The sequence below is a fragment of the Sellimonas intestinalis genome, assembly GCF_001280875.1.
In the GTDB taxonomy this organism is placed as follows: Bacteria; Bacillota; Clostridia; order Lachnospirales; family Lachnospiraceae; genus Sellimonas; species Sellimonas intestinalis.
Genome location: NZ_LGAJ01000003.1, coordinates 630,598 through 651,823, shown reverse-complemented (window position 1 = coordinate 651,823; position 21,226 = coordinate 630,598). Strand labels below are relative to the sequence as shown.

The following is a 21,226-nucleotide window of genomic DNA, read 5'->3' as shown; positions in this document are numbered from 1 at the left end:
AGCGTGACAGCGTACGGTTAAAGGAGCGTGATGTATATGACAAAAACAAATACCATTATTACGATCGGACGAGAATTCGGAAGCGGTGGGCACGAGATCGGGGCGCATCTTGCCGAGAAGCTGGAGATTCCATTATATGACAAAGAGATGCTGGACCGTGCATCCAAGGACAGCGGGATTGCCGAAGAGATTTTAAAGGCTCACGATGAGAAGCCGACGAGCAGTTTCCTATACTCCCTTGTGATGGACACATATTCCCTCGGATATAAGACCGGAAGTTACTCGGATATGCCAATTAATCATAAGATTTTTCTGGCACAATTTGAGGCGATTAAGAAGATAGCGGATGAGGGGCCTTGTATTTTAATTGGACGGTGTGCAGACTATGCCTTGGAGAATTACAGTAATGTTTTATCCGTATTTATTCATGCAGATACGACAAAGCGTGCGAAACGCATCAGCCGGATGTATGATATGACGGAATCCAAGGCGCGTGAGATGATTTTAAGAACGGACAAGAAGCGCGGCAGTTACTATAACTATTACACAAATAAAAAGTGGTCTGCCGTACAGAGTTACGACGTCTGTCTGGACAGTGGAAAGCTTGGCATCGATGGATGTGTAGAAACGATTATTGAAATTATAAAGGTCAAAGAGAGGATGAAAAAAGCAGTTCTTTAGGAACTGCTTTTTACTTCTTCCCGGGTAAGCCGTACCGGCCAACCCTCGATTCGTCCGTTTAATATAGCGGTGAACATCCGCTGTTTTGCACCCGGATGATCGAGCTCCAGTTGGTGAATGAGCTCCTTGGCGTATTGCCGCTTCGTAAGTCCGTCTACTGGACACCGGCTTTTTTCCACCGGAAGATCGTATTTGCGCTGGAATCCGATGACGTCGGCCTCATTTACAAACATCATTGGCCGTATCACGGTCAGACCCATCCGGTCCAGATAGGACTTTGGGGAGAAAGAATGGAAACGTCCCTCAAAGATCAGGGAAAGAATCATCGTTTCCACGATGTCATCCTTGTGGTGGGCGTAAGCCACCTTATTGTACCCAAGCTTTTTGACTGCTTCATTGAGGGCGCCTTTTCGCATCTTGGCACACAGAGAGCATGGATTGCTTTCCTTACGCTCTTCAAAAAGAATATGCGCAATATCAGTTTTTATCACATGATATGGCACCCCAAGCTCCCGGCAGAGAGCATCGATCTTTTCTGTGTGGAATTTTTCATATCCAAGGTCTACGGTTACGGCGGTCAGTTCAAACGGCTTTGGATAAAACCGGCGCAGTCCGGAAAGAGCATAGAGCAATGTGAGGCTGTCCTTTCCTCCGGAGATGCCGACAGCGATCTTATCACCGGTTTCGATCATCTGGTATTCATCTACCGCTTTCCGTGTAAAACTGAGCAGTTGCTGTAATTTCATGTCAATTCCTCATTTCCCAAATTTCATCATATGGTAACAATATATCCTATTTATTTTGCGAATACAAGTTCTTTCTTGCAGAATCGGGAAAAAGACGGTAAGATAGAGACGAACAAAAAAGGAGTGATCACGATGAAATTTGTAATTCAACGAGTGCTGGAAAGCGCGGTAAAAGTAGATGGCGAGACCATCGGAGAAATCGGAAAAGGTCTTGTGGTTCTGATCGGAGTTGGAAGAGAAGATACAAAAGAGATCGCGGACAAGATGGTAAAAAAACTGGTCGGGATGCGGATTTTCGAAGATGAAAACGGCAAGACGAATCTTTCTCTGGCAGATGTCGATGGGAGCCTGCTTTTGATTTCCCAGTTCACACTGTATGCCAACTGTAAAAAGGGAAATCGTCCAAGCTTTATTGAGGCAGGAGACCCGAAAGAGGCAAGGAGGCTTTACGAGTATATCATTGACGCCTGTAAGTCCCACATTCCAGTGGTGGAAAGGGGAGAATTCGGCGCTGATATGAAAGTTTCCCTTATCAATGACGGACCGTTTACGATTGTTTTGGACTCCCAGGATCTATAGAAAGATCATAAGAGTCAGAGAGGTCGGGAAAGATGAAAGATTTTTCTGCATGCCACATACCGTTCTTCAAAGGAGGAATAAAAGTCTTCTTTCTGATAAGGAGTCAGGAAAAAGTTTTGCAGTACATACATGGATACCTGCTTTTGATAGGCGGTATCTTCCATGCGGTCATTATGGGACTGTAAATCAGCCAGAAGATAATGCCAGCGGCAAATAAAGTCCTCGTAACGCGGCAGATCCGGAATTTGGAGCCACTTTCGGATCCGGATCTTGGAGCGGTTCCGCTTCTTACATTCCTTTGTCTGGATGAAGTAGGAGAAAGAACCGTTCTCATATATCCGACCGAGAGGAAAAAGACGGCAGAAACCAGGCCGGAACCCATGAATCCGGCAGCGTCCGTCCTCTGATAGGAAAGAACAGGCATCCTTTCCTTTGGTCATGTTGAGATGGGGCAGAATGATCCCGTCCACAACGGACAGTCCGACGGCCTGGTCAAGCAGTGCCTCAGGGGCGAGGCTTAAGCCCTGGCAAAGCTGATAAAAATCATAGGGATCGAGGATGATGGAGTCTCCCATACCCTGACAACAATCCGAGCAGCCGTGGCAGCCTCCGCAGTCGGCGCGAACCAGATCATTGGCCGTGTAGAGATTTCCATCGGAGATTTCATTCAAATCGATATTTCGCAGCATACAGCGCCTCCTTGTTTGTTTTATAAGGACTATTGTATACGGCACATAGGGGGCCTGTCAAACGAGAATGGAGGATACATGAAGAAATTTAAGAAAAAAGAACTGTTATCTGTACCAAACTGCATGGGATATTTCCGGATTTTGCTGATTCCGGTCTTTTGCGTTGTTTACCTGCGGGCTGATACACCGGGTGAAAAATATCTGGCTGCGGCGATTCTTCTGATATCTACCGTCACGGATTTTCTCGATGGAAAGATTGCCAGACATTTTCATATGATTACGGAGTTCGGAAAGTTTTTGGATCCGGTGGCGGATAAGCTGACTCACGCGGCTGTGGCGCTCTGTCTGGCATTTCACTACCCATTAATGCGTTGGCTCATCTTTCTTATGGTAATTAAGGAGGGATTTATGGCTGTGATGGGAGCATGGAATCTAAAGCATGGGCAGAAGCTAAATGGAGCCAAATGGTTTGGCAAAGTTTGTACTGCAACTTTGTTTCTGCTGCTCCTTGTATTGGTAGTTTTCCCATGGATTCCTCGAAAGACGGCGGATTTTTTTATTCTGGCGGAGATGGTCATCATGTTTCTGACGCTGATTCTTTATATTCCGGAATTTCAGAAATTACATAAGAAATGGGAAAGGCGGCCTCTATAAAGAGAGGTCGCCTTTTGCGCGTGCCCGCCTGGAACGGATGGAACGGATGACCGGGACAAGAAAGATCGCGACAATCCCTCCGGCAAATCCGTTGTTATATAGATTCATACTGTCGTAGAGAATCCCGACATTGAGAGCCACAGAGGACTGGAGATAGCCTGCCAGAAGTCCAGCCAGCACGCCGAACTCTCCGGCAACCGGTGCTAATGTTGTGGAGAAGAGAAGTGCCAGCAGCGCACCGGGATCAGTGATAGACCAGTCCTTTGTCGTACTTGCAAGGATCACTCCAAACATAATAGGAGCGATATTAAAAAGGTGCTTTCCGGTAGAGGAAAAGCCTACGATCGTAAAGATTCCGCCAATAGTCGGTCCGTTAAGATCTCCGCCTACAATCAGAACGAGCAGCATGGCAAAGATTCCGTTAATCCCCATATTCAGTAGAACAGAAGCTTTGCCTTCCTGCTTTAAGTAATCTGTTCCGGAGATTCCCGTACATTTTAAGATCCTCTTATAAGAGGTGAATACGGTTTCTTTACCCAGTATAATAGCAGCCAGAATCATCACAGCAAAGAGCCCTCCCAGAATCAGGGCGAACTCAAGATTGTTTCCGGTGTGCCAGATCAGACGGGATTTTGTTTCCACCCCGAAAGATTTAAACAGGGAGATCACCACAGTGGCGATGACACCGGAGGAAAATCCTACATTGTACAGGGAATAGCCCTGATGAGCAAAATGTACATGGGTGGATAATGGAGGCAGGACAAATCCAATGGTGATGCCGATGAGGAAACTAAGTGGAATTCGCACGGCAAGGGATAAGGATTCCAACTGCATAACTTGTGTGATAATCGGGGAAAGACTGGTCCCGTACAATCCTACATAGAGATAACTCCGAATCGAAGTCCTGTGATAATGGGCGTACAGATAGACGCCGAGGAGGATCGACCAGATATTGACTACATTTTTTCCAAAGAGGGAAAATCCGAAAATTAAACAACAGGACGTGAGGGTATGTCCGTCAATTTCCATTCGAAGCAGATAAAGGACAAAAAGTAAGACAAGAGTAATGAGTCCGGCATTAAGAAACGCGGCTCCGATTCCTCCGATAACGAAATAGTCGGTAATCAGAAAATCCGGCTCCCGTATAATGGAACGAAGGCCAGAGAGAATCTCGGAAGGCGGCTGCATAAAAAGCCCCACGATCATAAAATAAGCAGGGAAGAGCGCCAGAAGAAGATAGCTCTGGCCAAGGGAAAGCTTTTGTTTCATGGAACGCATCCTTTCTTTTATAAAGTAATACTCATATGATTATTATATCGGAAATCCGGGAACAGGTAAAGAAAAAAGAGACAAAAGGACTCCGGTATTTCCATGTTTTGGGAAAGACCGAAGTCCTTTATCATTCCGTAATAGCGTTTAGGACTTTCAGAAAATCTATAAAAAATGACTTTTACAAAATCAGAATACAGATGGTTCAGCAAAGGGGGTCAGGAGCCAAAATAGGAATCCAGTACCGCGGCATCCTTCTTTACAACGTAGGTGCTGCCGCCTTTATCCTCCACACTTTCTACCATACTTGTCAGCAGCACAGGTTTTGAGGCGGAAGGATCGGTCGTAAAGACGCTGAACCATCCGATCTCCTGACCGGTGGTACCTTGTTCTGATTTCAGCTCCGCCGTGCCGGTCTTACCTGCAAGTTCCATATCGGTGCGGTGGGTCGCATAGCCGGATCCTGCCGGATTGTTGACAACAGCTTTCAGGTCTTCCGTAAGGAGTGAGGAATGTTCTTTGGAGATGGCCTGATCGATCCAGACTTCGGCGGAAGGATCGTCCTTGTAGATCAGATACGGTGTGATCATGGAGCCGCTGTTAGAAAAAGCAGTGTACATCACCGCCAGGTGAAGCGGATTTGCAAGCACCTGTCCCTGTCCATAGCCGCTGTCCGCAAGCTGGATTTCCTCTGTGATGGAACCGTCATTATCATACTGGGACTGGGACATTTTGATCTCAAACGGTACGACTTGATTGAAACCAAAACGATCCAGACCGTCTGTAAACCTGTCTGCTCCAAGTTCGAGGGCTGCCTTTGCAAAGAAGATATTGTCTGAGTAGATCAACGCGTTTTGAAGGGTTCCCGGTTTGTAGTCCTGGAGTGTCGTCACATAATAATCGCCCCAACTGGAGTCTTTCTGCCAGCTCGTACCGTTATAGCCGTAATCTTTTTCAGGATCCAGGGTACCCTCGGCAAGTCCGATGGCGGCGGTAAAAGGCTTTAAGGTGGAACCAGGGGCAAAAGTCTGGCGGAACCGGTTGTAGAGTGGCTGGGCTTCATCGTTATTTAACTGATCCCATTCCTGTGTGGTCAGGCCGAGAATAAACCGGTTCGTATCGTAAGATGGCGTACTGACAAGGGCAAGCACTTCCCCGGTGTACGGATTCATGGCTACAGAACAGCCCTCGTCTTTCTGAAACTGCTCGTAGAGTGACTGCTGGAGTGTAATATCGATAGTCAGGCGGAGCGTCTCCCCGTCAGTCTTGTTCTGATAAGCCAGAACGGATTTCTGTTGTCCGTCTTCATCCTCGATGAGAATGGTATATCCATTTTGTCCACGAAGTTGTTTCTCATATAGGGCTTCCAGCCCGCTTTTTCCAATCACGCTGTCAGAAGTATATCCTGCATCCGGATGTTTTTCCAGGTCTTCTGCCGTGATTCCGGAGACATATCCGACCAGATGTGCCGTGGCGCTGCCATATGGATAGCTTCGTACCTCTACCGTGGAGAGTTTAATCCCCGGAATAGTAAGCAGTTGATTCTGCAGCTTTTCATCTGCAGCGGAAATGGTAGCAAGTGGGACAAAGGCATCATCTGTCACCCAATCTTTGGAAAGCTCGGATTGGATGTCCTCTGTGCTTAGACCAAGGAGAGAAGACAATGTCTGCAGATCCCCGGAAGAATCCTCATTCATCTTTCCCGGAACCAGCCCTACTGAGTAGGCAGAGCCGCTTCCGGCCAGCACATTCTGGTTTCTGTCAAGGATCTGCCCGCGTTTGGCCTCATCTGTATAGATCCGAACCTTATCTGTAGCGGTCAGTTCCGGAAAAATCATACTGTCGTCCCAGACAAGGATCGTGCCCTTGTTGTCATCTTTTTTCACTTTCGTTGTATTGTCATAGGTGATTTCTCCTGCCAGGGTAGTCAGTGTCACAGTGTAAGAGAGTTGATTTTTCTCTTCGGATGTGATCTTGACCTTTACGTTTGAGCATCCGATTCCTTCGTAGATATTCTGATTTCTGGCAATGAAATCCTTCTTTGACACTTTTCCACTGTCCACAAGCTCAAACATTTTCTCATAATCTCCGGACTCGATGGAAGACAGGTAAGTTTTCAGGATTTCGGAAGGCTTCTCCTTCTCATTTCTCATATGCAGAAAGAACAACACACATGCTCCAATGATAGCCAGAACTACAAGGATCAGGATCAATGGAAGAAGGACCGTGCGTTTTCTCCTGGAAGAGCGTCTTCTTTTTTGAATCATAACAGATTTTCCTCCTCTATTTCTACCGTGATATATCTTGTCCTTATTATATCGAATTTGCAGAGCTATTTTAAGCTATTTAAGTAAAAAATAAGAAAAATCAAAAAACATACTTTTTTCAAATTTTCATCACAGCTTTACCATAATCCTGCTTTATAGTAGGAAACGTAAAAAGGAAACATGGATAAAAGAAGGAAGTGTATCAATATGAAAAACAGCTTATTTCATTTCCATAAAGAAACGAAGGAGACAACAGACAATATGCAGAATCAGGATTATAAAGAATATGAACATTCTGACGGATATCAGAATTACGGAGCATCTCAAAATGATGGAGACTATCAAAGCTATGGGCAGGAATCGGCAGAGTCGTATCAGGAAAGTTTGAATGGCATGCCGCCGAAGAAAACAACACCCAAAAAGAGAAAAAGTGTCCGCAAGGTAGCTGCGGTTACAGGGCTTGCCCTGCTGTTCGGCGGTATCGCAGGAGCCTCCTTTTATGGAGTGACCTATCTGACAGGATTAAAGAGTCCGTCCTCCGGCCAGATTGCCAAGGCCGATATAGCGACGCTTCAGCAGACATCCTCCAAATCGACGGATACAGACCTGACCAAACTGGTCAAAGCAAGTATGCCGTTTGTTGTATCCATTCAGAATCTGTCCGTGGAGGAAGTACAGAACTTTTTTGGCGGGACATCCCAGCAGGAATCTACAAGCGTAGGGACCGGTATTATTATCGGAGAGAATGACAAAGAACTTCTAATCGTGACGAATGCCCATGTAGTTGCCAATGCAGACAGTCTGACTGTCACATTTAATGATGAGACAAGCGTGGAGGCCAACATCAAGGGCGCGGATTCGGATAAGGATTTGGCTGTTGTAGCTGTTCCGCTTGACAGTATTGAGAGCAGTACTAAATCTGCCATCAAAACGGCCACGCTTGGTGATTCTGATGCCTTACAGGTAGGAGAAGAAGTTGTGGCAATCGGAAATGCACTTGGATACGGGCAGTCCGTAACGAACGGTATTGTCAGCGCCAAAGACCGGGAAATCAGCGGATATAACGGAACACTGATTCAGACCAATGCGGCGATTAATCCAGGTAATAGCGGAGGAGCTCTTCTGAATACAAAGGGCGAGGTTATCGGTATCAACTGTGCAAAGATCAATGATTCCTCCGTAGAGGGGATGGGATACGCTATTCCAGTTTCTGAAGTCTCAGATATCATAAAGAATCTGATGAACCAGGAGACAAAGACAAAAGTCAGTGAGGAAGAACGTGGAAGCCTCGGAATCCAGGTGCGGGATATCGATGAGGAAACGGCAAAGCGTTATGGAATGCCGCAGGGAGTATTTGTTTCTGATACGACGCAGGAGGACACCGATTCTGATCTGCAGAGGGGCATGATTATCACAGCAATCAATGGAACGAGTGTAGCAGGAACGAGCGATCTGCAAAATGAACTGAGCTATTACCGGGCAGGGCAGGATGTCAAACTGACAGTTCAGACTGCGGATAAGAACGGAGAATACACAAAAAAGGAGATTACCGTGACTTTGGTGAAAGCCCAGACCTCCAATCAGTAGGGAGTCGGCATACCACTTGATTTTTTCGGACGGAAACCATATAATATGGATTGTACATCTTGACAGGAGTGAAACGATGAACAAAAACCGGAATGAACAGGATAACAGGTGGTATGAAGTTACCCTGAAAGATCAAAGCAGCAGGATTGTGAAAGGGCAGCAGTCCATACCAGCCATAAAGCGAAAATATAAAGGGAAGATCCGCTCTATCCGGCGGATCACCTTACAGGGATTACGAAACAGACCAAAGGAGAAGCTTGGCGAATACATTGCTTTTTTGGATCTGGAATATAATACAGGAGATCAAAATGCATACCCGACGGAAATCATTTCCGTCGGGCTATTGATCGTTGAGAGGAAAAGTCTGACGGAAAAGGAGTCGTACTACTCCCTTGTCCGTCCGAAAATCAATACTGTGCTCAATCCATATTGCCAGGAGCTTACCGGATTGAAGCAGGTAGAAGTGGATCATGCGCCGGATTTCGGAACTGTGTTCGGAGAAGTGATGAAGCTGTACCGCAGGTGGAATATCCGGCAGACGTTTGTCTTTGGAAATGCGGATAAACCGGTGTTTCTTGACAATCTGCGGCTTTACCAGGGTGGAGATGAACTGGAACGGATCGGAGAGAGTATGCGCGATCTTTCTCAGTCTTTGTTTTTTACTCTTTTTGAAAAAGAAGGTAGCCTGTCTCTGGAAAAAACAAGCAGGATACTGGACGTGTCTGTGGACGGAGAGATTCACCATGCGCTTAATGACGCAAGGCTATTGTTCCTCTGTTACCGGGCAGTCGTGAAAGGAGAGATTCCAAGCGACAGACTCTCCATGGCAAGAGATGAGCTTCTGATCCGAGAAGCCTACCATAGAGGAAGGAGATTTGAGGAGCCTAAATCCGGGATGTCGCAGGAGAAAAAGGAGGAGGCCCTTCTTCTGATCGATGAGATGCTCCGGTCAGTAAAGACAGAATCATTGAAAGAGAAGGGAAAACTTCTGGCTCTTTGTGATGATATTCTCCTGGTGACAGGGGAACGGCCGCGGTTTCAGAAAGAATATTTTCACTGGATCTAAAAATTGCAGAAAAAGGAGAACATCATATGCTTCAGATCAAACAAATACGAAAGGAATACCGGACCGGAAAGCTGATCCAGAAGGCGCTTGACAATGTCAGCCTGAATCTCAGGGACAATGAATTTGTGGCGATTCTGGGTCCGAGCGGTTCGGGTAAGACGACGCTTTTAAATATTGTGGGAGGACTCGACCGCTATGACAGTGGTGATCTGATTATTAACGGGATTTCGACAAAGCAGTACAAAGACCGGGACTGGGATTCTTACCGGAATCATACGATCGGATTTGTCTTTCAGAGTTATAATCTGATCCCTCATCAGACGATCCTTGCCAATGTAGAGCTTGCCCTTACGATTTCCGGTGTGGGAAAGACAGACAGGAAAAAGAGGGCAAGAAAGGCTTTGGAGGAAGTGGGACTTGGCGAACAGATCCATAAGAAGCCAAACCAGCTTTCCGGAGGACAGATGCAGCGTGTGGCGATTGCCAGGGCGCTGGTGAATGATCCGGACATTCTGCTGGCAGATGAACCGACAGGAGCACTGGACAGCGAGACGAGTGTTCAGGTCATGGAGCTTTTAAGGGAAGTAGCCCAAGACCGGCTGGTCGTGATGGTGACCCATAATCCGGAGCTGGCAGAAGAATATGCCACCCGGATTGTCAACCTGAAAGACGGACGCATCCTATCGGATACAGATCCATATGAGGTGAAAGAATCTGAGATCCAGATACCAAAACACAAAAGCATGGGGAAATCATCCATGTCTTTCTTGACGGCGTTGTCTCTTAGTTTTAACAATTTAAAAACGAAAAAAGCGAGGACACTTCTGACTTCCTTTGCGGGATCTATCGGAATTATTGGAATTGCCCTCATACTGGCTCTTTCGACCGGAGTAAACCAGTATATTCAGTCGGTGGAGGAAGACACTCTTTCCGAGTACCCATTGGAGATTCAGAGCACTGGATTTGATATGACGTCCATGCTCGGAGGAGGTGAGAGCGGCACCGCTAAGGAAGAAGAGGCAGGCGATGTAGACGTGATTCAGATGGTGAGTAATATGTTTTCCACGATGGACACGAATGACCTGGAGTCTCTGAAAGCATACCTGGATAGCAATGAAAGTGAATTGGATGATTATACCAATGCGGTCGAGTATTCTTATACTGTCGCGCCGCAGATTTACCGGGAAGATGACGGGGAAATCCGACAGGTCAATCCGGACCGGTCCTTTGACTCCTTGGGGTTTGGATCAGCATCCGGTTCTAATACAATGATGTCCTCCATGATGAGTACAGATATGTTCTATGAGATGCCGGAAAACACGTCTCTTTACGAAGGACAGTACGACGTCAAAGCAGGGCGCTGGCCGAAAAATGAGCATGAATGTGTCGTTGTTCTTATGTCCAACGGCAGTGTGAGTGATTTTCTTCTCTACACCCTGGGTCTTAGAGATCCGGTGGAACTGGACGAGATGATCCGGCAGTTTATCAATGAAGAGAATATCACAACCCCGGAGAATATGGGAAGCTACTCTTATGAAGATTTCCTGGGCATCAAATTTAAACTGGTCAACAGTGCGGATTACTATGTATACGACAGTCAGTATCAAGTATGGACTGATAAATCCGACAATGAATCCTATATGAAAGAGCTTGTGAAACATGGAGAGAATATCGAGGTAGTTGGAGTCGTGCAGCCGTCTGAGGATGCCAATGCGGTGGCACTGACTACCGGGATCGGATATCCGGCCGCTTTGACAAAGCATGTCGTAGAAGAAGCTAAAAACAGTGAAATCGTAAAGGAACAGCTTGCCAATCCAAGTGTCAACGTCTTTACCGGAGAAGCGTTCGGTGAGAGCAAAGATGAGAACGGCTTTGATTCCAATTCTTTGTTTTCTGTAGATACGGATGCCTTGGGGAAAGCATTTCAGATAAATGATGACGCTTTCTCCGGCGATTTGTTTGGGAAGGTGGATCTTTCCGGGCTTTTCCAGGCAGACGGAAATAACGTGGATCTTTCCAAGATGGTGGATCTTTCCGGAATATCGATCGATCTGCCGGACGCAGGTAATCTGGATCTTGGAGATTTGATGAGTGGGCTTAAGCTGACTGTCTCAGCGGAGGGGATGACGAAGTTTGCAGGGGATCTGCTTTTGGGATACCAGGATTATGCGAAAGAGCATCCGGAGGCAGATTACTCCGGACTGCAGTCGGATTTTACTGGATATTTAAAGAGCGACGCCGCCCAGGAGATTCTGAAATCAAGTATTCGGGATATCATTGAGGCGAACGGAGGGCTGACAGCATCGAAACAGCAGATTCAGGAACTCTTCAAGGAAATCCTGGAAGGGTATATGAAGTACGCCATGGAGCATGGTTATACAGATGCTGACCGGTTTGACGAGTATCTGATGGAATATCTCCAGACACCGGAAGCGGCATCCATTATCAATCAATGGGGATCCAAGATCTTTGAATCTTTCCGGGATATTGAGATTTCAGATGGGCAGATAAAGGAGATGGCGCAAAAACTGGCAGCGGGATACCTTACTTACGCATCCGAACATCATTTGCCGGATCTGACAAAGATGGATGACTATTTTGTAGATTACTTAAATACTGAGGATGGGAAGGCGGCACTTTCTTCTGGAATTGGCTCTATGATCGATATGGAGAGCCTGGAATCACAGGTTGGCACAGCGCTGGAAAGTTATATGAAAGAAGTGATGGGGGCATATACCGGAGCCATCTCCAAGACATTGGAAAGCCAGGTTACTTCTGCTGTTGCACAGATTGCCGGACAGATGCAAAGTGGTATTCAGACTGTCATGCAGCAGGCTATGGGACAGATAGGAACGAATCTGCAAAAAGCTATGGGAGATGCTATGACGATCGATACAGAGGCTTTTGCGGACGCATTCCAGATGAATATGAGTGAAGAGGAACTCTCAGAGCTTATGATGTCTATGCAGTCCACAGGAGAAGCGTCTTATGACAGTAACCTGAGGTCTCTTGGTTATGTGGACTTTGCAGTTCCTTCCGGAATCTCTATCTATCCGAAAGATTTTGAGAGTAAAGAGGAAGTAGTCCGGATTCTGGATGATTATAACAGCCGTATGGAGGCTGAAGGAAAAGATGAACAGGTCATCACGTATACGGATATGGTGGGGACTCTAATGTCTTCTGTGACGGATATTATCGATATCATCAGCTATGTTTTGATCGCCTTTGTGGCAATTTCTCTGGTGGTTTCCTCTATTATGATTGGAGTTATCACGTATATCAGCGTTCTTGAGCGAAAGAAAGAGATCGGAATTCTTCGGGCCATCGGAGCCTCCAAGAGAAATATTTCTCAGGTATTTAATGCGGAGACCTTTATTATTGGGCTTTGCGCAGGACTTCTTGGAATTGGTATTACCCTTCTTCTTCTGATTCCGGGTAACGCCCTGATTCATTATGTAGGGGATACGAACGATGTAAACGCCGTACTTCCGGTAGTGCCGGCATTGGTTCTGATCGCTTTAAGTGTCATACTGACCCTGCTTGGCGGACTCATTCCGGCACGGAAAGCAGCAAAGAGCGACCCGGTAACAGCGCTTCGTACAGAATAATTTGAAAAAGGCAGCAGATTATGAGGAGAGAAAGAAGACGATATTACGCCGTAATGCTCATGCTGATATTTGTATGCGGAATTGTTCTGACGGCTTGTCAGGGTGGGCTCACAGGAGGAGAGAAAGGACAGAATCAGGAGGTGCAGAAGGAATTTTTCGCCATGGATACTTATATGACGTTTTCGCTCTATGGAGAAAAGGCTGGGGAGACTTTGAAAGATGCGGAAGCAAAGATCCGTAAACTGGAATCCGAATGGTCCGTCACGAATCAAAACAGCGAGATTTATCAAGTCAATCACAGCAATGGAAATCCGGTCACATTAAGCGAAGATACCGCTGAGGTGGTAAGGTACGCCCTTGACATGGCAAAGGAGACGGGAGGTGCACTGGATCCCACGATCTATCCGGTACTGACGGCATGGGGATTTACAACGGGGAAGAACCGTGTTCCAAAAGAGACGGAAATCCGGACGCTTCTGGAGCATGTGGGCTACGAAAAAGTCATACTGGACGGGCAGACGCTCACTCTTCCCGAAGAGATGGAGCTGGATCTGGGTGCTGTGGGGAAAGGGTATGCCGGCGATCTGACAGCCGATCTTGTAAAAGAGCATGGTCTGGAATCGGCATTACTGAATATCGGGGGCAACATCCAGGCAGTCGGATCCAGGCCGGACGGAGAAGACTGGCGGCTTGCCATCCGTAGTCCCTACGGAGAAGGGGAGGTCGGACTTTTGAAAGTGTCTGACTGTGCCGTAGTGACCTCGGGCAATTATGAACGATATTTTACCGCAAAAGACGGCACCAGATATGGCCACATCATAGATCCTAAGACGGGATATCCGGTGGACAATGGGCTGGCTTCTGTGACAATTGTTACAGAGGAAGGAAAGATGGGAGATGCGCTTTCTACAGCTCTGTTTGTGAAAGGGCTGGATGGCGCTAAAGCATACTGGCAGTCCCACGATGGGTTTGAGATGATTGTGATGACAGAAGACCAGAAGCTCTATGTGACGGAAGGACTGGATGAGAAGTTTACCTTGTCTGGTACATTCAGCCAGATGGAAAGACATGTGATCCGAAGATAAACATACAGGAAAAGATATTGATACGAAAACGTACCGTTATTGATCTCAAAAGAGTCAAAGAAACGGTACGTTTTTTCATGTCATATAGTTAGAAAATCAGTGAGACTGAGGTGTAAATCAGACCGGAAGCCACCATGATGAGAATCGGGTTGGCTTTGATCTTTTGCAATAAAAAGAGACAGAAGAAGAAAATCAGAACCATCAGCCAGTTGATGTTGTCAAACCGGACTGGACCTTCCGGCCAGATCGCGGAGATCAGAATCGAGATCCCGGCGGAGGCGATCAGGGAGACCACAGCCGGACGAAGGGAGGAGAGGACACTTTGAAGCGCCTCCATATCCCGGTATTTCAGGTACAATCTGGCGATAATCGTAACGATGATGCAGGACGGTAGAATACAACCTGCTGTAGCAGTCAAGGCTCCCGGAATTCCGGCAATTTTAATCCCCACAAAAGTAGCGGAATTGACGGCGATCGGTCCCGGCGTCATCTGAGAGATCGTAATCAGATCCGTGAACTCTTTCATGGAGAGCCATCCGTGTATGGAGACAACCTGATCCTGGATCAGAGGTATAGCGGCATAGCCGCCGCCAAAACTGAAGAGGCCGATCTGGATAAAACTGAGAAACAACTGAAGATAAGTCATTTGTTGGGCCTCCTTTCTGTTCCGGCAAAAGTGCGGATCAGGCCGATGACAATACATACAAGGATGATCGCCACGGCATTGATGCTCAGACAAGCTGCCGCAATCAGGGAACCAAGCATAATCAGTACCGGGATCCATTTTTTCTCGAACAGAATTCCTGCTGCCATTTCCCAGACGACTGAGGCGATGACGGCTGCCACACCTACTTGCATCCCTTCCAGCACAAGGCTGACAATCTGATTGTCCCGAAATACTTCGTAGAAAAAGGAAATGATCGTGATGACGATAAACGGTGGCAGGATGGTCGCAATGATTGCGACGATGGTTCCGATGATACCAGCCAGCTTATATCCGACGACGATGGCTCCGTTGACCGCAATGGCTCCGGGCGCGGACTGGGCGATGGCCACCAGATCCAACATCTCTTCCTCTTCAATCCAGTGATATTCATCTACAAATTTTTTCTTCATTAAAGTAACAATGACATACCCGCCCCCAAAGGTAAACGCGCTTAAATAAAAGGTCGATAAAAACAATTTGATTAAAACGTTTCTTTTACTCTCCATTTGAGAATCCTCCTTCCTGTTCTAGTATACACCCTCTTGATCTATATGAAAAATAGTATTATTCTATAAAAAGGATAATAAATTTCTTATGTATGACGTGGGAGGAATTATGACACTTCGACACATGAAAATCTTTGTGGCGGTTTTTGAAAACAGCAGTATCACAAAGGCGGCAAAGGAACTGCATCTTGCGCAGCCTTCCGTCAGTTTTTCTATCAAAGAGCTGGAGGACTATTATGGGCAACGATTTTTTGAGCGGATCGGCAGACGAATCTATCCGACCTCAGCAGCCGGAGACTTTTATGGTTATGCAGTCCATATTGTATCTTTATTTGAGACAATGGAAAAGGAACTGAAAAACGGAGATGAGCTTGGGACGATCCGGATCGGTGCCAGTATTACCATTGGAACCCATATCCTGCCGACTCTGGTGAAAACGTTTCAGGAAATATTCCCGGATATACGCATGGAAGCAGTCGTCAACCAGTCTGCCGCCATAGAGCAGCATGTCCTGCACAATCATATTGATATCGGCATGATCGAGACCCAGCCGGTTTCCGATGCGGTCTGTGCAGTTCCGTTTCTGGAAGATGAGCTTGTGGCGATTGTTCCGAAGGAACATCCACTGGCAGGGGAAAGGGGCGTCACCTTGTCAGAAATGGCCAGATATCCGTTTCTGATGCGGGAAAAGGGAAGCGCCGGACGTGAGATTCTGGATGCCTGCTTTGACATGGAGCAGATCAGTGTCCGACCTGCCTGGGAGAGTTCCAGCACTCAGGCCATTGTCCAGGGTGTAGCAAAGGGACTGGGAGTCGCGGTGCTTCCCGATCTCCTCGTCAGGCGGGATCTGGAGCAAAGAGTGGTCTTTCGGGCATGGCTTTTACGGCCCATCCACAGGAAACTGAATCTGATTTATCACAAAAGTAAATATTTCAGTAAGAGTATGACTACGTTTCTGGAGCTGTGCGAGACATATGGAAAAACAAAAGAATCAGAAGAACAAGGAGGAAACGACAGATGAAAGATCAGACATACATTACGGTTAGGACTGCATCGCCTTGGGATGCAGAGCAGATTCTTGCCGTGTATGCACCTTATGTGGAACACACGGCAATTACCTTTGAATATGAAGTGCCGGATTTGGAGGAATTTCAAAAACGGATCGGCACGACCTTACAGCGTTATCCTTATCTTGTGTCAGAGAGGGGAAAAGAGATTGTAGGATTCGCCTATCTCTCCCCTTTTAAGGGTCGGGCTGCCTATGACTGGTCGGCGGAAGTATCCATCTATGTGAAGGACTCCATGCGAAAATGCGGAATCGGGAGACGTCTTTATGAGGAAATCGAACGGATTGCCAGAGAGCAGCATCTTCTCAACCTTAACGCCTGCATCGGATATCCGGAGAAGGAAGACGAATATTTGACGAAAAACAGTGTCCAGTTTCATGCTCATATGGGCTATCAAATGGTCGGAGAATTTCATAAGAGCGGATATAAATTTGGAAGATGGTACAATATGGTATGGATGGAAAAGATGATTGGGGAACACAAAGGGAATCCGGAACCGTTTCTTCCATTTTCGGAATTGTCATAGGCATAGCCAGTCTGGAAAAAGACTGGCTGTATTTTTCTGTTTATTTAAAAACAGATACTAAATTGAGAAAATCCGCATAAATACAGCGAAAGAAAAATAGGGAAAATTACAACGAAATTACAACAAATGAAAGTACATATGCAATGCTGAATAGCCCCCTTTACAAAGTATAGGCTAATAAGTGCTTTTCAAATGCAGAAAAGAAATGACAACGCTTATAATGGCATGGTATAATGCAGGCAAAGACAAATTGGAATTTGTAGGAGATATTACTGTGAAAGAAAGTAGAGAACAGCCAATAAATGACGCGTATTGAAAGATTAAGAAGCCTTCTTTAAGGAACGAAATCTAATGCGACATTTCAGACAGTAAGCGTATTCTGGTATCTGTTCTTTTTGCTGGAACGGCATGAAGTCAGCTTGTAATGGTAGAATGGAGATTTATATGAGTGAATTTACAATCAATGAAATGAAAGAAATGCAAAAAATACTACAAGAAAAATACAAAGACAAATGGGAAGGTATTTCTGCTGAAGTGGGGCAAAACAAATTACTATGGATGGTTGGAGAAATTGGCGAAGTAATTGATATTGTAAAAAAGCATAGCGGATTAAAAGCCAGTCAAGATGAGGATTTAAGAAAGGATTTGATTGAAGAATTAGCAGATGTACTGATGTATTACAATGATGTTTTATTATGTTACGATATTTCATCCGAAGAATTAAAATCTGCTTATGTTAATAAGTTTGAAAAGAATATGAAGCGTTGGTAAATAAAAATATAGTTGTGGAGGTAGCAAAAATGAAATTTAAAAACCCTATGTTGGTAGTAACTGATATAAATAAATCAGTTGAGTTTTATAAAAAGGTTTTTGGACTTCATGTCATTATGGATTTTGGGGCAAATAAAACTTTAACAGGTGGCTTAGCCTTACAGACAAGTGAAACATACAAAGAGTTTATCGGTGCAAGTGATATTTCTTTTGGTGGTAACAATTTTGAAGTCTATTTTGAAGAAGATGATTTTGATAAATTTGCTGATAGGCTGAAAGAATATGATATTGAATATGTCCACCCTATTATAGAACATTCATGGGGACAGCGTGTAGTCCGCTTTTATGACCCAGATAAACATATTATCGAAGTTGGAGAAAACATGAAGATAGTGTGCAAGCGTTTCTTAAATAGTGGAATGACACCAGAACAAGTTGCAGAACGTATGGATGTACCTATGAAATTTATAAATGCTTGTATGCGATAAATTGAAAGTTAGGAGACTAATACTATGAAAGGATTTGAACGCAAAAATCAATTATTTTCTCTTTGCGGATTGAATTGCGGACTATGTCCTATGCGTTTGGGAAATTACTGTGGCGGTTGTGGCAATGGTAATCAATCATGCGGAATTGCAAAATGTAGTCTTGAACATGGAAAGATTGAATATTGCTATGAGTGCAAACAATATCCGTGTGAAAAATATCAACACATTGATGATTATGATTCTTTCATCACGTATAAACGGCGAAAAGCAGATTTAGAAAGAGCAAAAAATCTAGGTATTGAGCAATACAATCTTGAACAGCAGGAAAAAACACAAATTCTTTCTTACTTACTTTCTAATTATAATGACGGGCGTAGGAAGACTTTCTTTTGTGTGGCAGTCAATTTATTAGAACTTTCAGAATTGCAAGAAGCAATGAAACAAATACAATCCAATGACGAATTGGCCTTACTACCATTTAAGGCACAATGCTTGTATGTGGTAGAGGTGTTTCAGAAGATTGCCGACAGAAGAAATATAAAACTGAAACTTATCAAGAAAAAGTGATTTTCAAATTTCAGTTTGAAATTTTATATCCATACACACAAAGCAGTTAGTCTTAGAATTGACTGCTTTTTTCGTACTCAGAAAGGAGTGATTGATTTATGCGTATGATTTTAAACAAAGGACACTGCATCAGAGCCAGCGACAAGAACTTTGTCTATCACTTTTCCATTGGAACGCTTCTGTTACGACAGTTTCAAGAAGCCTGTTGATACTATGCTTGCGCCTCTTTTATATACATATGAAGAAAAAGGGGATTCCTTACAGTCAGGCAAAAGATGCATATTTACAATTCTTTGAAGGGGCAGTGCGATTCGTACAAAATCACATTGCCCTCTGAAACTTTTTATATACCATAGGCGGAACATCATGAAAATATTATCAAATACAAAGAGAAAACAGTATATAACAGTTGACAACAGATATATACTGTTATATACTGTTTATCATAAAGAAGGAGGAACAAGATGAATATCATAATTAACAGTTCTTCTATGATTCCGATCTATGAACAGATTGTAGATCAAATCAAAGGTATGATTCTCAACAGTACGCTGAAGGAAAATGACATTCTGCCATCGGTGAGAAGTCTTTCTAAAGACCTGAAAATCAGTGCGCTGACGGTAAAAAAAGCGTATGACTGCCTGGAACAGGAAGGACTTACCGTGACGATTCATGGAAAAGGAACTTTCGTTGCGGTGGCAAACCGGGAATTGATGCGAGAAGAGCAACGCAAAGAAGTGGAAGCCGATTTTGAACTGGCCATTCAGAAAGGCAGACGTTTCGGAATGCAGGAGCAGGAATTTCGGGAGATTTTAGAACTCATTTTGGAGGATAGGCTATGATAAAAGTAAATCAAATTGAAAAGAACTATGGAAAATTCCATCTGAATTGTACGATGGAAGTGCCGGACGGTTGTGTAACCGGACTGATCGGAGAAAACGGAGCAGGAAAAAGTACAGTATTTAAAGCGATTGAGAATCTGATTTTTCTGGACGGGGGCAGCATTGAGGTGTTTGGAAAACCACATACCGAACTTAATGCAAAGGACAGAGAACAGATAGCGATTGTACTCTCGGATGCTACCTTTTCCAATGTCTATACGATCAAAGATGTGGCTCGCATTATGGGCAGCGTATATCCTGATTTTGATAAGAAGAAGTTTATGGGTCTGGTAGAACGTTTTCGATTGCCTAAGAATCAAAAGGTGAAGGAGTTCTCTACTGGTATGAAGGCAAAACTAAAGCTGTTTCTTGCCCTTTGTCACAAAGCCAGACTGCTGATTCTGGACGAACCGACAGCCGGAATGGATGTGGTGGCAAGAGATGAGGTTCTGACACTTTTGCGGGAATATATGGAAGAGGATGAGCACAGGTCAATTCTCATCAGCTCTCATATTTCCGGGGATTTGGAAGGATTCTGTGATGAAATTTACATGATCCATGAAGGAAAGATTATCCTCCATGAAGATACAGACCAGCTACTCGGAACTTATGGGGTTCTGAAGATGACAGAAGAGCAGTACCGAAAGATTGACCACAGTCATCTCCTAAGAAGGCGTAAGGAAATATACGGTTACAGTTGCCTGACAGATGAAATCCATTATTATGCGGAGAACTATCCAGGTATCACGGTAGAAAAAGGAAGTATTGATGAAATTATTATGCTCATGGTAAAGGGGGAAGCAGTATGAAAGGGATCAGAGGACTTTTAATCAAGGATTTATGCCTGATGGGGGAAATTCGGAAATTACTTTTAATTATTCTGTTTGTCACTGCCATTTTCATATTCAACGGAACGAGCAGCACGTTTCTGACAGGGTATATTATGATAATAATTGCCTTTCTTGTGGGAATGACGATCTCCTACGATGAGATGAACAATGGTTTGGCGTTTTTGATGACGCTGCCGGTCACCCGCAGGCAGTATGTGGCTGAGAAATTTATCTGTGGACTTCTCTCTCTGTTTTTAGGATTTGTCTATACGATGGTTGTCGCTGTCATCCAGAGCATGATTGGAAACTCTGCGCCGGATCTGAAAGAAAGTATTATGACTGCAGTTCTCTTTGCCGTGATTGGAGTGATTGTGCTTTCTTTCTCCATCGCTATAGATCTGAAGTTTGGAGCGGAGAAAGGAAGAGTTATGTTGCTTTTAGGGTTTATGGTCATCTTCTTTTTATTCTACATGGGTGTTGCATTTCTAGAAAGGAACTTTCCAGAAAAAAAGGAAGCTTTCCTTCAGTGGTTTAATACGATATTTGAGGGATCTAAGATTTATCCGGTCTGTGCCGTGATTTGTGCAGTCGTCCTGCTTCTTTCCTTTTTCGCCTCCTGCCGGATTCTGGAAAAGAAAGAATTCTAAAAAGCT

21 protein-coding genes are annotated in these 21,226 nt (G+C 44.9%); 15 read left to right on the top strand and 6 right to left on the bottom strand.

The features are described from left to right. Window positions 1-36: 36 nt before the first annotated feature. Window positions 37-681 carry a cytidylate kinase-like family protein gene (locus AOA56_RS04110; protein ID WP_024732524.1) on the top strand — a complete coding sequence of 215 codons (645 nt, stop codon included), beginning with the start codon at window positions 37-39 and terminating at the stop codon, window positions 679-681. Here AOA56_RS04110 and AOA56_RS04105 read toward each other — a convergent pair. Further along, entirely contained in the window at window positions 678-1,427 is a 750-nt protein-coding gene (locus AOA56_RS04105) for a tRNA 2-thiocytidine biosynthesis TtcA family protein (protein ID WP_024732525.1), read from the bottom strand. The two genes, AOA56_RS04110 and AOA56_RS04105, sit on opposite strands and share 4 nt — an antisense overlap. A gap of 132 nt (window positions 1,428-1,559) precedes the next feature. On the opposite strand from AOA56_RS04105, the gene dtd reads away from it, so the two are divergent. Continuing rightward, complete coding sequence (gene dtd / locus AOA56_RS04100) at window positions 1,560-2,006, top strand: D-aminoacyl-tRNA deacylase (RefSeq protein WP_024732526.1); 447 nt, start codon at window positions 1,560-1,562, stop codon at window positions 2,004-2,006. Window positions 2,007-2,020: 14 nt separating this feature from the next. Here dtd and AOA56_RS04095 read toward each other — a convergent pair whose 3' ends face one another. After that, window positions 2,021-2,695, bottom strand: a complete 675-nt coding sequence (locus AOA56_RS04095) for a YkgJ family cysteine cluster protein (RefSeq protein WP_024732527.1) — start codon at window positions 2,693-2,695, stop codon at window positions 2,021-2,023. Window positions 2,696-2,773: 78 nt separating this feature from the next. Between AOA56_RS04095 and AOA56_RS04090 the strand changes: the two genes are divergently transcribed. Continuing rightward, window positions 2,774-3,349 carry a CDP-alcohol phosphatidyltransferase family protein gene (locus AOA56_RS04090; RefSeq protein WP_024732528.1) on the top strand — a complete coding sequence of 192 codons (576 nt, stop codon included), beginning with the start codon at window positions 2,774-2,776 and terminating at the stop codon, window positions 3,347-3,349. Here the strand turns inward: AOA56_RS04090 and AOA56_RS04085 are convergent. Both AOA56_RS04085 and AOA56_RS04080 read right to left on the bottom strand, forming a co-directional pair. Next, on the bottom strand, window positions 3,344-4,618 hold the full coding sequence (locus tag AOA56_RS04085; protein WP_330376382.1) for a DUF1576 domain-containing protein: 1,275 nt from the start codon (window positions 4,616-4,618) through the stop codon (window positions 3,344-3,346). The two genes, AOA56_RS04090 and AOA56_RS04085, sit on opposite strands and share 6 nt — an antisense overlap. A gap of 218 nt (window positions 4,619-4,836) precedes the next feature. After that, complete coding sequence (locus AOA56_RS04080; protein WP_053769009.1) at window positions 4,837-6,885, bottom strand: penicillin-binding transpeptidase domain-containing protein; 2,049 nt, start codon at window positions 6,883-6,885, stop codon at window positions 4,837-4,839. A gap of 207 nt (window positions 6,886-7,092) precedes the next feature. Here AOA56_RS04080 and AOA56_RS04075 point away from each other — a divergent pair, with 207 nt between their 5' ends. The 4 genes from AOA56_RS04075 (at window position 7,093) to AOA56_RS04060 (ending at window position 14,231) form a co-directional block, all read left to right on the top strand. Then, complete coding sequence (locus tag AOA56_RS04075; RefSeq protein ID WP_024732531.1) at window positions 7,093-8,472, top strand: S1C family serine protease; 1,380 nt, start codon at window positions 7,093-7,095, stop codon at window positions 8,470-8,472. A gap of 76 nt (window positions 8,473-8,548) precedes the next feature. Beyond that, on the top strand, window positions 8,549-9,538 hold the full coding sequence (locus tag AOA56_RS04070; RefSeq protein ID WP_053769008.1) for a 3'-5' exonuclease: 990 nt from the start codon (window positions 8,549-8,551) through the stop codon (window positions 9,536-9,538). Between the two features lie 26 nt (window positions 9,539-9,564). Further along, window positions 9,565-13,146, top strand: coding sequence for an ABC transporter ATP-binding protein/permease (locus AOA56_RS04065; protein ID WP_053769007.1), 3,582 nt, complete (start codon window positions 9,565-9,567; stop codon window positions 13,144-13,146). A 20-nt stretch (window positions 13,147-13,166) separates the two neighbouring features. Beyond that, the gene (locus AOA56_RS04060; RefSeq protein WP_082349843.1) at window positions 13,167-14,231 is read left to right on the top strand and encodes an FAD:protein FMN transferase; all 1,065 of its coding nucleotides are present in this window, start codon (window positions 13,167-13,169) and stop codon (window positions 14,229-14,231) included. Window positions 14,232-14,319: 88 nt separating this feature from the next. On the opposite strand, the gene AOA56_RS04055 is transcribed toward AOA56_RS04060, so the two are convergent. After that, window positions 14,320-14,877, bottom strand: a complete 558-nt coding sequence (locus tag AOA56_RS04055) for a chromate transporter (RefSeq protein WP_024732535.1) — start codon at window positions 14,875-14,877, stop codon at window positions 14,320-14,322. Beyond that, window positions 14,874-15,443 (bottom strand): chromate transporter, encoded by a 570-nt coding sequence (locus AOA56_RS04050; protein ID WP_024732536.1) that lies wholly within the window; start codon window positions 15,441-15,443, stop codon window positions 14,874-14,876. The genes AOA56_RS04055 and AOA56_RS04050 overlap by 4 nt, the downstream gene beginning before the upstream one ends. A 109-nt stretch (window positions 15,444-15,552) precedes the next feature. Between AOA56_RS04050 and AOA56_RS04045 the strand changes: the two genes are divergently transcribed. The 8 genes from AOA56_RS04045 (at window position 15,553) to AOA56_RS04010 (ending at window position 21,220) form a co-directional block, all read left to right on the top strand. After that, on the top strand, window positions 15,553-16,464 hold the full coding sequence (locus AOA56_RS04045) for a LysR family transcriptional regulator (protein ID WP_053769006.1): 912 nt from the start codon (window positions 15,553-15,555) through the stop codon (window positions 16,462-16,464). Beyond that, window positions 16,461-17,036: a GNAT family N-acetyltransferase gene (locus tag AOA56_RS04040; RefSeq protein WP_155200397.1), complete on the top strand. Its 576-nt coding sequence runs from the start codon at window positions 16,461-16,463 to the stop codon at window positions 17,034-17,036. Before AOA56_RS04045 ends, AOA56_RS04040 begins: the two co-directional genes overlap by 4 nt. Before the next feature lie 444 nt (window positions 17,037-17,480). Beyond that, entirely contained in the window at window positions 17,481-17,807 is a 327-nt protein-coding gene (locus AOA56_RS04035) for a MazG nucleotide pyrophosphohydrolase domain-containing protein (protein WP_053769005.1), read from the top strand. A 29-nt stretch (window positions 17,808-17,836) separates the two neighbouring features. After that, window positions 17,837-18,295: a VOC family protein gene (locus AOA56_RS04030; RefSeq protein ID WP_024732539.1), complete on the top strand. Its 459-nt coding sequence runs from the start codon at window positions 17,837-17,839 to the stop codon at window positions 18,293-18,295. Between the two features lie 24 nt (window positions 18,296-18,319). Continuing rightward, window positions 18,320-18,862, top strand: a complete 543-nt coding sequence (locus AOA56_RS04025) for a DUF3795 domain-containing protein (RefSeq protein ID WP_048621776.1) — start codon at window positions 18,320-18,322, stop codon at window positions 18,860-18,862. A 464-nt stretch (window positions 18,863-19,326) separates the two neighbouring features. Further along, window positions 19,327-19,704 carry a GntR family transcriptional regulator gene (locus AOA56_RS04020; protein WP_024732541.1) on the top strand — a complete coding sequence of 126 codons (378 nt, stop codon included), beginning with the start codon at window positions 19,327-19,329 and terminating at the stop codon, window positions 19,702-19,704. Beyond that, complete coding sequence (locus tag AOA56_RS04015; RefSeq protein WP_024732542.1) at window positions 19,701-20,552, top strand: ABC transporter ATP-binding protein; 852 nt, start codon at window positions 19,701-19,703, stop codon at window positions 20,550-20,552. The genes AOA56_RS04020 and AOA56_RS04015 overlap by 4 nt, the downstream gene beginning before the upstream one ends. Then, a complete protein-coding gene (locus AOA56_RS04010; RefSeq protein ID WP_053769004.1) occupies window positions 20,549-21,220 on the top strand; it encodes an ABC-2 transporter permease in 672 nt (223 codons plus the stop codon). The genes AOA56_RS04015 and AOA56_RS04010 overlap by 4 nt, the downstream gene beginning before the upstream one ends. The last annotated feature ends 6 nt before the right edge of the window (window positions 21,221-21,226 follow it).

Coding starts and splice junctions, on each gene's coding strand:
- AOA56_RS04110 (WP_024732524.1), top strand. CDS start 37: ATGACAAAAACAAATACCATTATTACGATCGGACGAGAATTCGGAAGC.
- AOA56_RS04105 (WP_024732525.1), bottom strand. CDS start 1,427: ATGAAATTACAGCAACTGCTCAGTTTTACACGGAAAGCGGTAGATGAA.
- dtd (WP_024732526.1), top strand. CDS start 1,560: ATGAAATTTGTAATTCAACGAGTGCTGGAAAGCGCGGTAAAAGTAGAT.
- AOA56_RS04095 (WP_024732527.1), bottom strand. CDS start 2,695: ATGCTGCGAAATATCGATTTGAATGAAATCTCCGATGGAAATCTCTAC.
- AOA56_RS04090 (WP_024732528.1), top strand. CDS start 2,774: ATGAAGAAATTTAAGAAAAAAGAACTGTTATCTGTACCAAACTGCATG.
- AOA56_RS04085 (WP_330376382.1), bottom strand. CDS start 4,618: ATGAAACAAAAGCTTTCCCTTGGCCAGAGCTATCTTCTTCTGGCGCTC.
- AOA56_RS04080 (WP_053769009.1), bottom strand. CDS start 6,885: ATGATTCAAAAAAGAAGACGCTCTTCCAGGAGAAAACGCACGGTCCTT.
- AOA56_RS04075 (WP_024732531.1), top strand. CDS start 7,093: ATGAAAAACAGCTTATTTCATTTCCATAAAGAAACGAAGGAGACAACA.
- AOA56_RS04070 (WP_053769008.1), top strand. CDS start 8,549: ATGAACAAAAACCGGAATGAACAGGATAACAGGTGGTATGAAGTTACC.
- AOA56_RS04065 (WP_053769007.1), top strand. CDS start 9,565: ATGCTTCAGATCAAACAAATACGAAAGGAATACCGGACCGGAAAGCTG.
- AOA56_RS04060 (WP_082349843.1), top strand. CDS start 13,167: ATGAGGAGAGAAAGAAGACGATATTACGCCGTAATGCTCATGCTGATA.
- AOA56_RS04055 (WP_024732535.1), bottom strand. CDS start 14,877: ATGACTTATCTTCAGTTGTTTCTCAGTTTTATCCAGATCGGCCTCTTC.
- AOA56_RS04050 (WP_024732536.1), bottom strand. CDS start 15,443: ATGGAGAGTAAAAGAAACGTTTTAATCAAATTGTTTTTATCGACCTTT.
- AOA56_RS04045 (WP_053769006.1), top strand. CDS start 15,553: ATGACACTTCGACACATGAAAATCTTTGTGGCGGTTTTTGAAAACAGC.
- AOA56_RS04040 (WP_155200397.1), top strand. CDS start 16,461: ATGAAAGATCAGACATACATTACGGTTAGGACTGCATCGCCTTGGGAT.
- AOA56_RS04035 (WP_053769005.1), top strand. CDS start 17,481: ATGAGTGAATTTACAATCAATGAAATGAAAGAAATGCAAAAAATACTA.
- AOA56_RS04030 (WP_024732539.1), top strand. CDS start 17,837: ATGAAATTTAAAAACCCTATGTTGGTAGTAACTGATATAAATAAATCA.
- AOA56_RS04025 (WP_048621776.1), top strand. CDS start 18,320: ATGAAAGGATTTGAACGCAAAAATCAATTATTTTCTCTTTGCGGATTG.
- AOA56_RS04020 (WP_024732541.1), top strand. CDS start 19,327: ATGAATATCATAATTAACAGTTCTTCTATGATTCCGATCTATGAACAG.
- AOA56_RS04015 (WP_024732542.1), top strand. CDS start 19,701: ATGATAAAAGTAAATCAAATTGAAAAGAACTATGGAAAATTCCATCTG.
- AOA56_RS04010 (WP_053769004.1), top strand. CDS start 20,549: ATGAAAGGGATCAGAGGACTTTTAATCAAGGATTTATGCCTGATGGGG.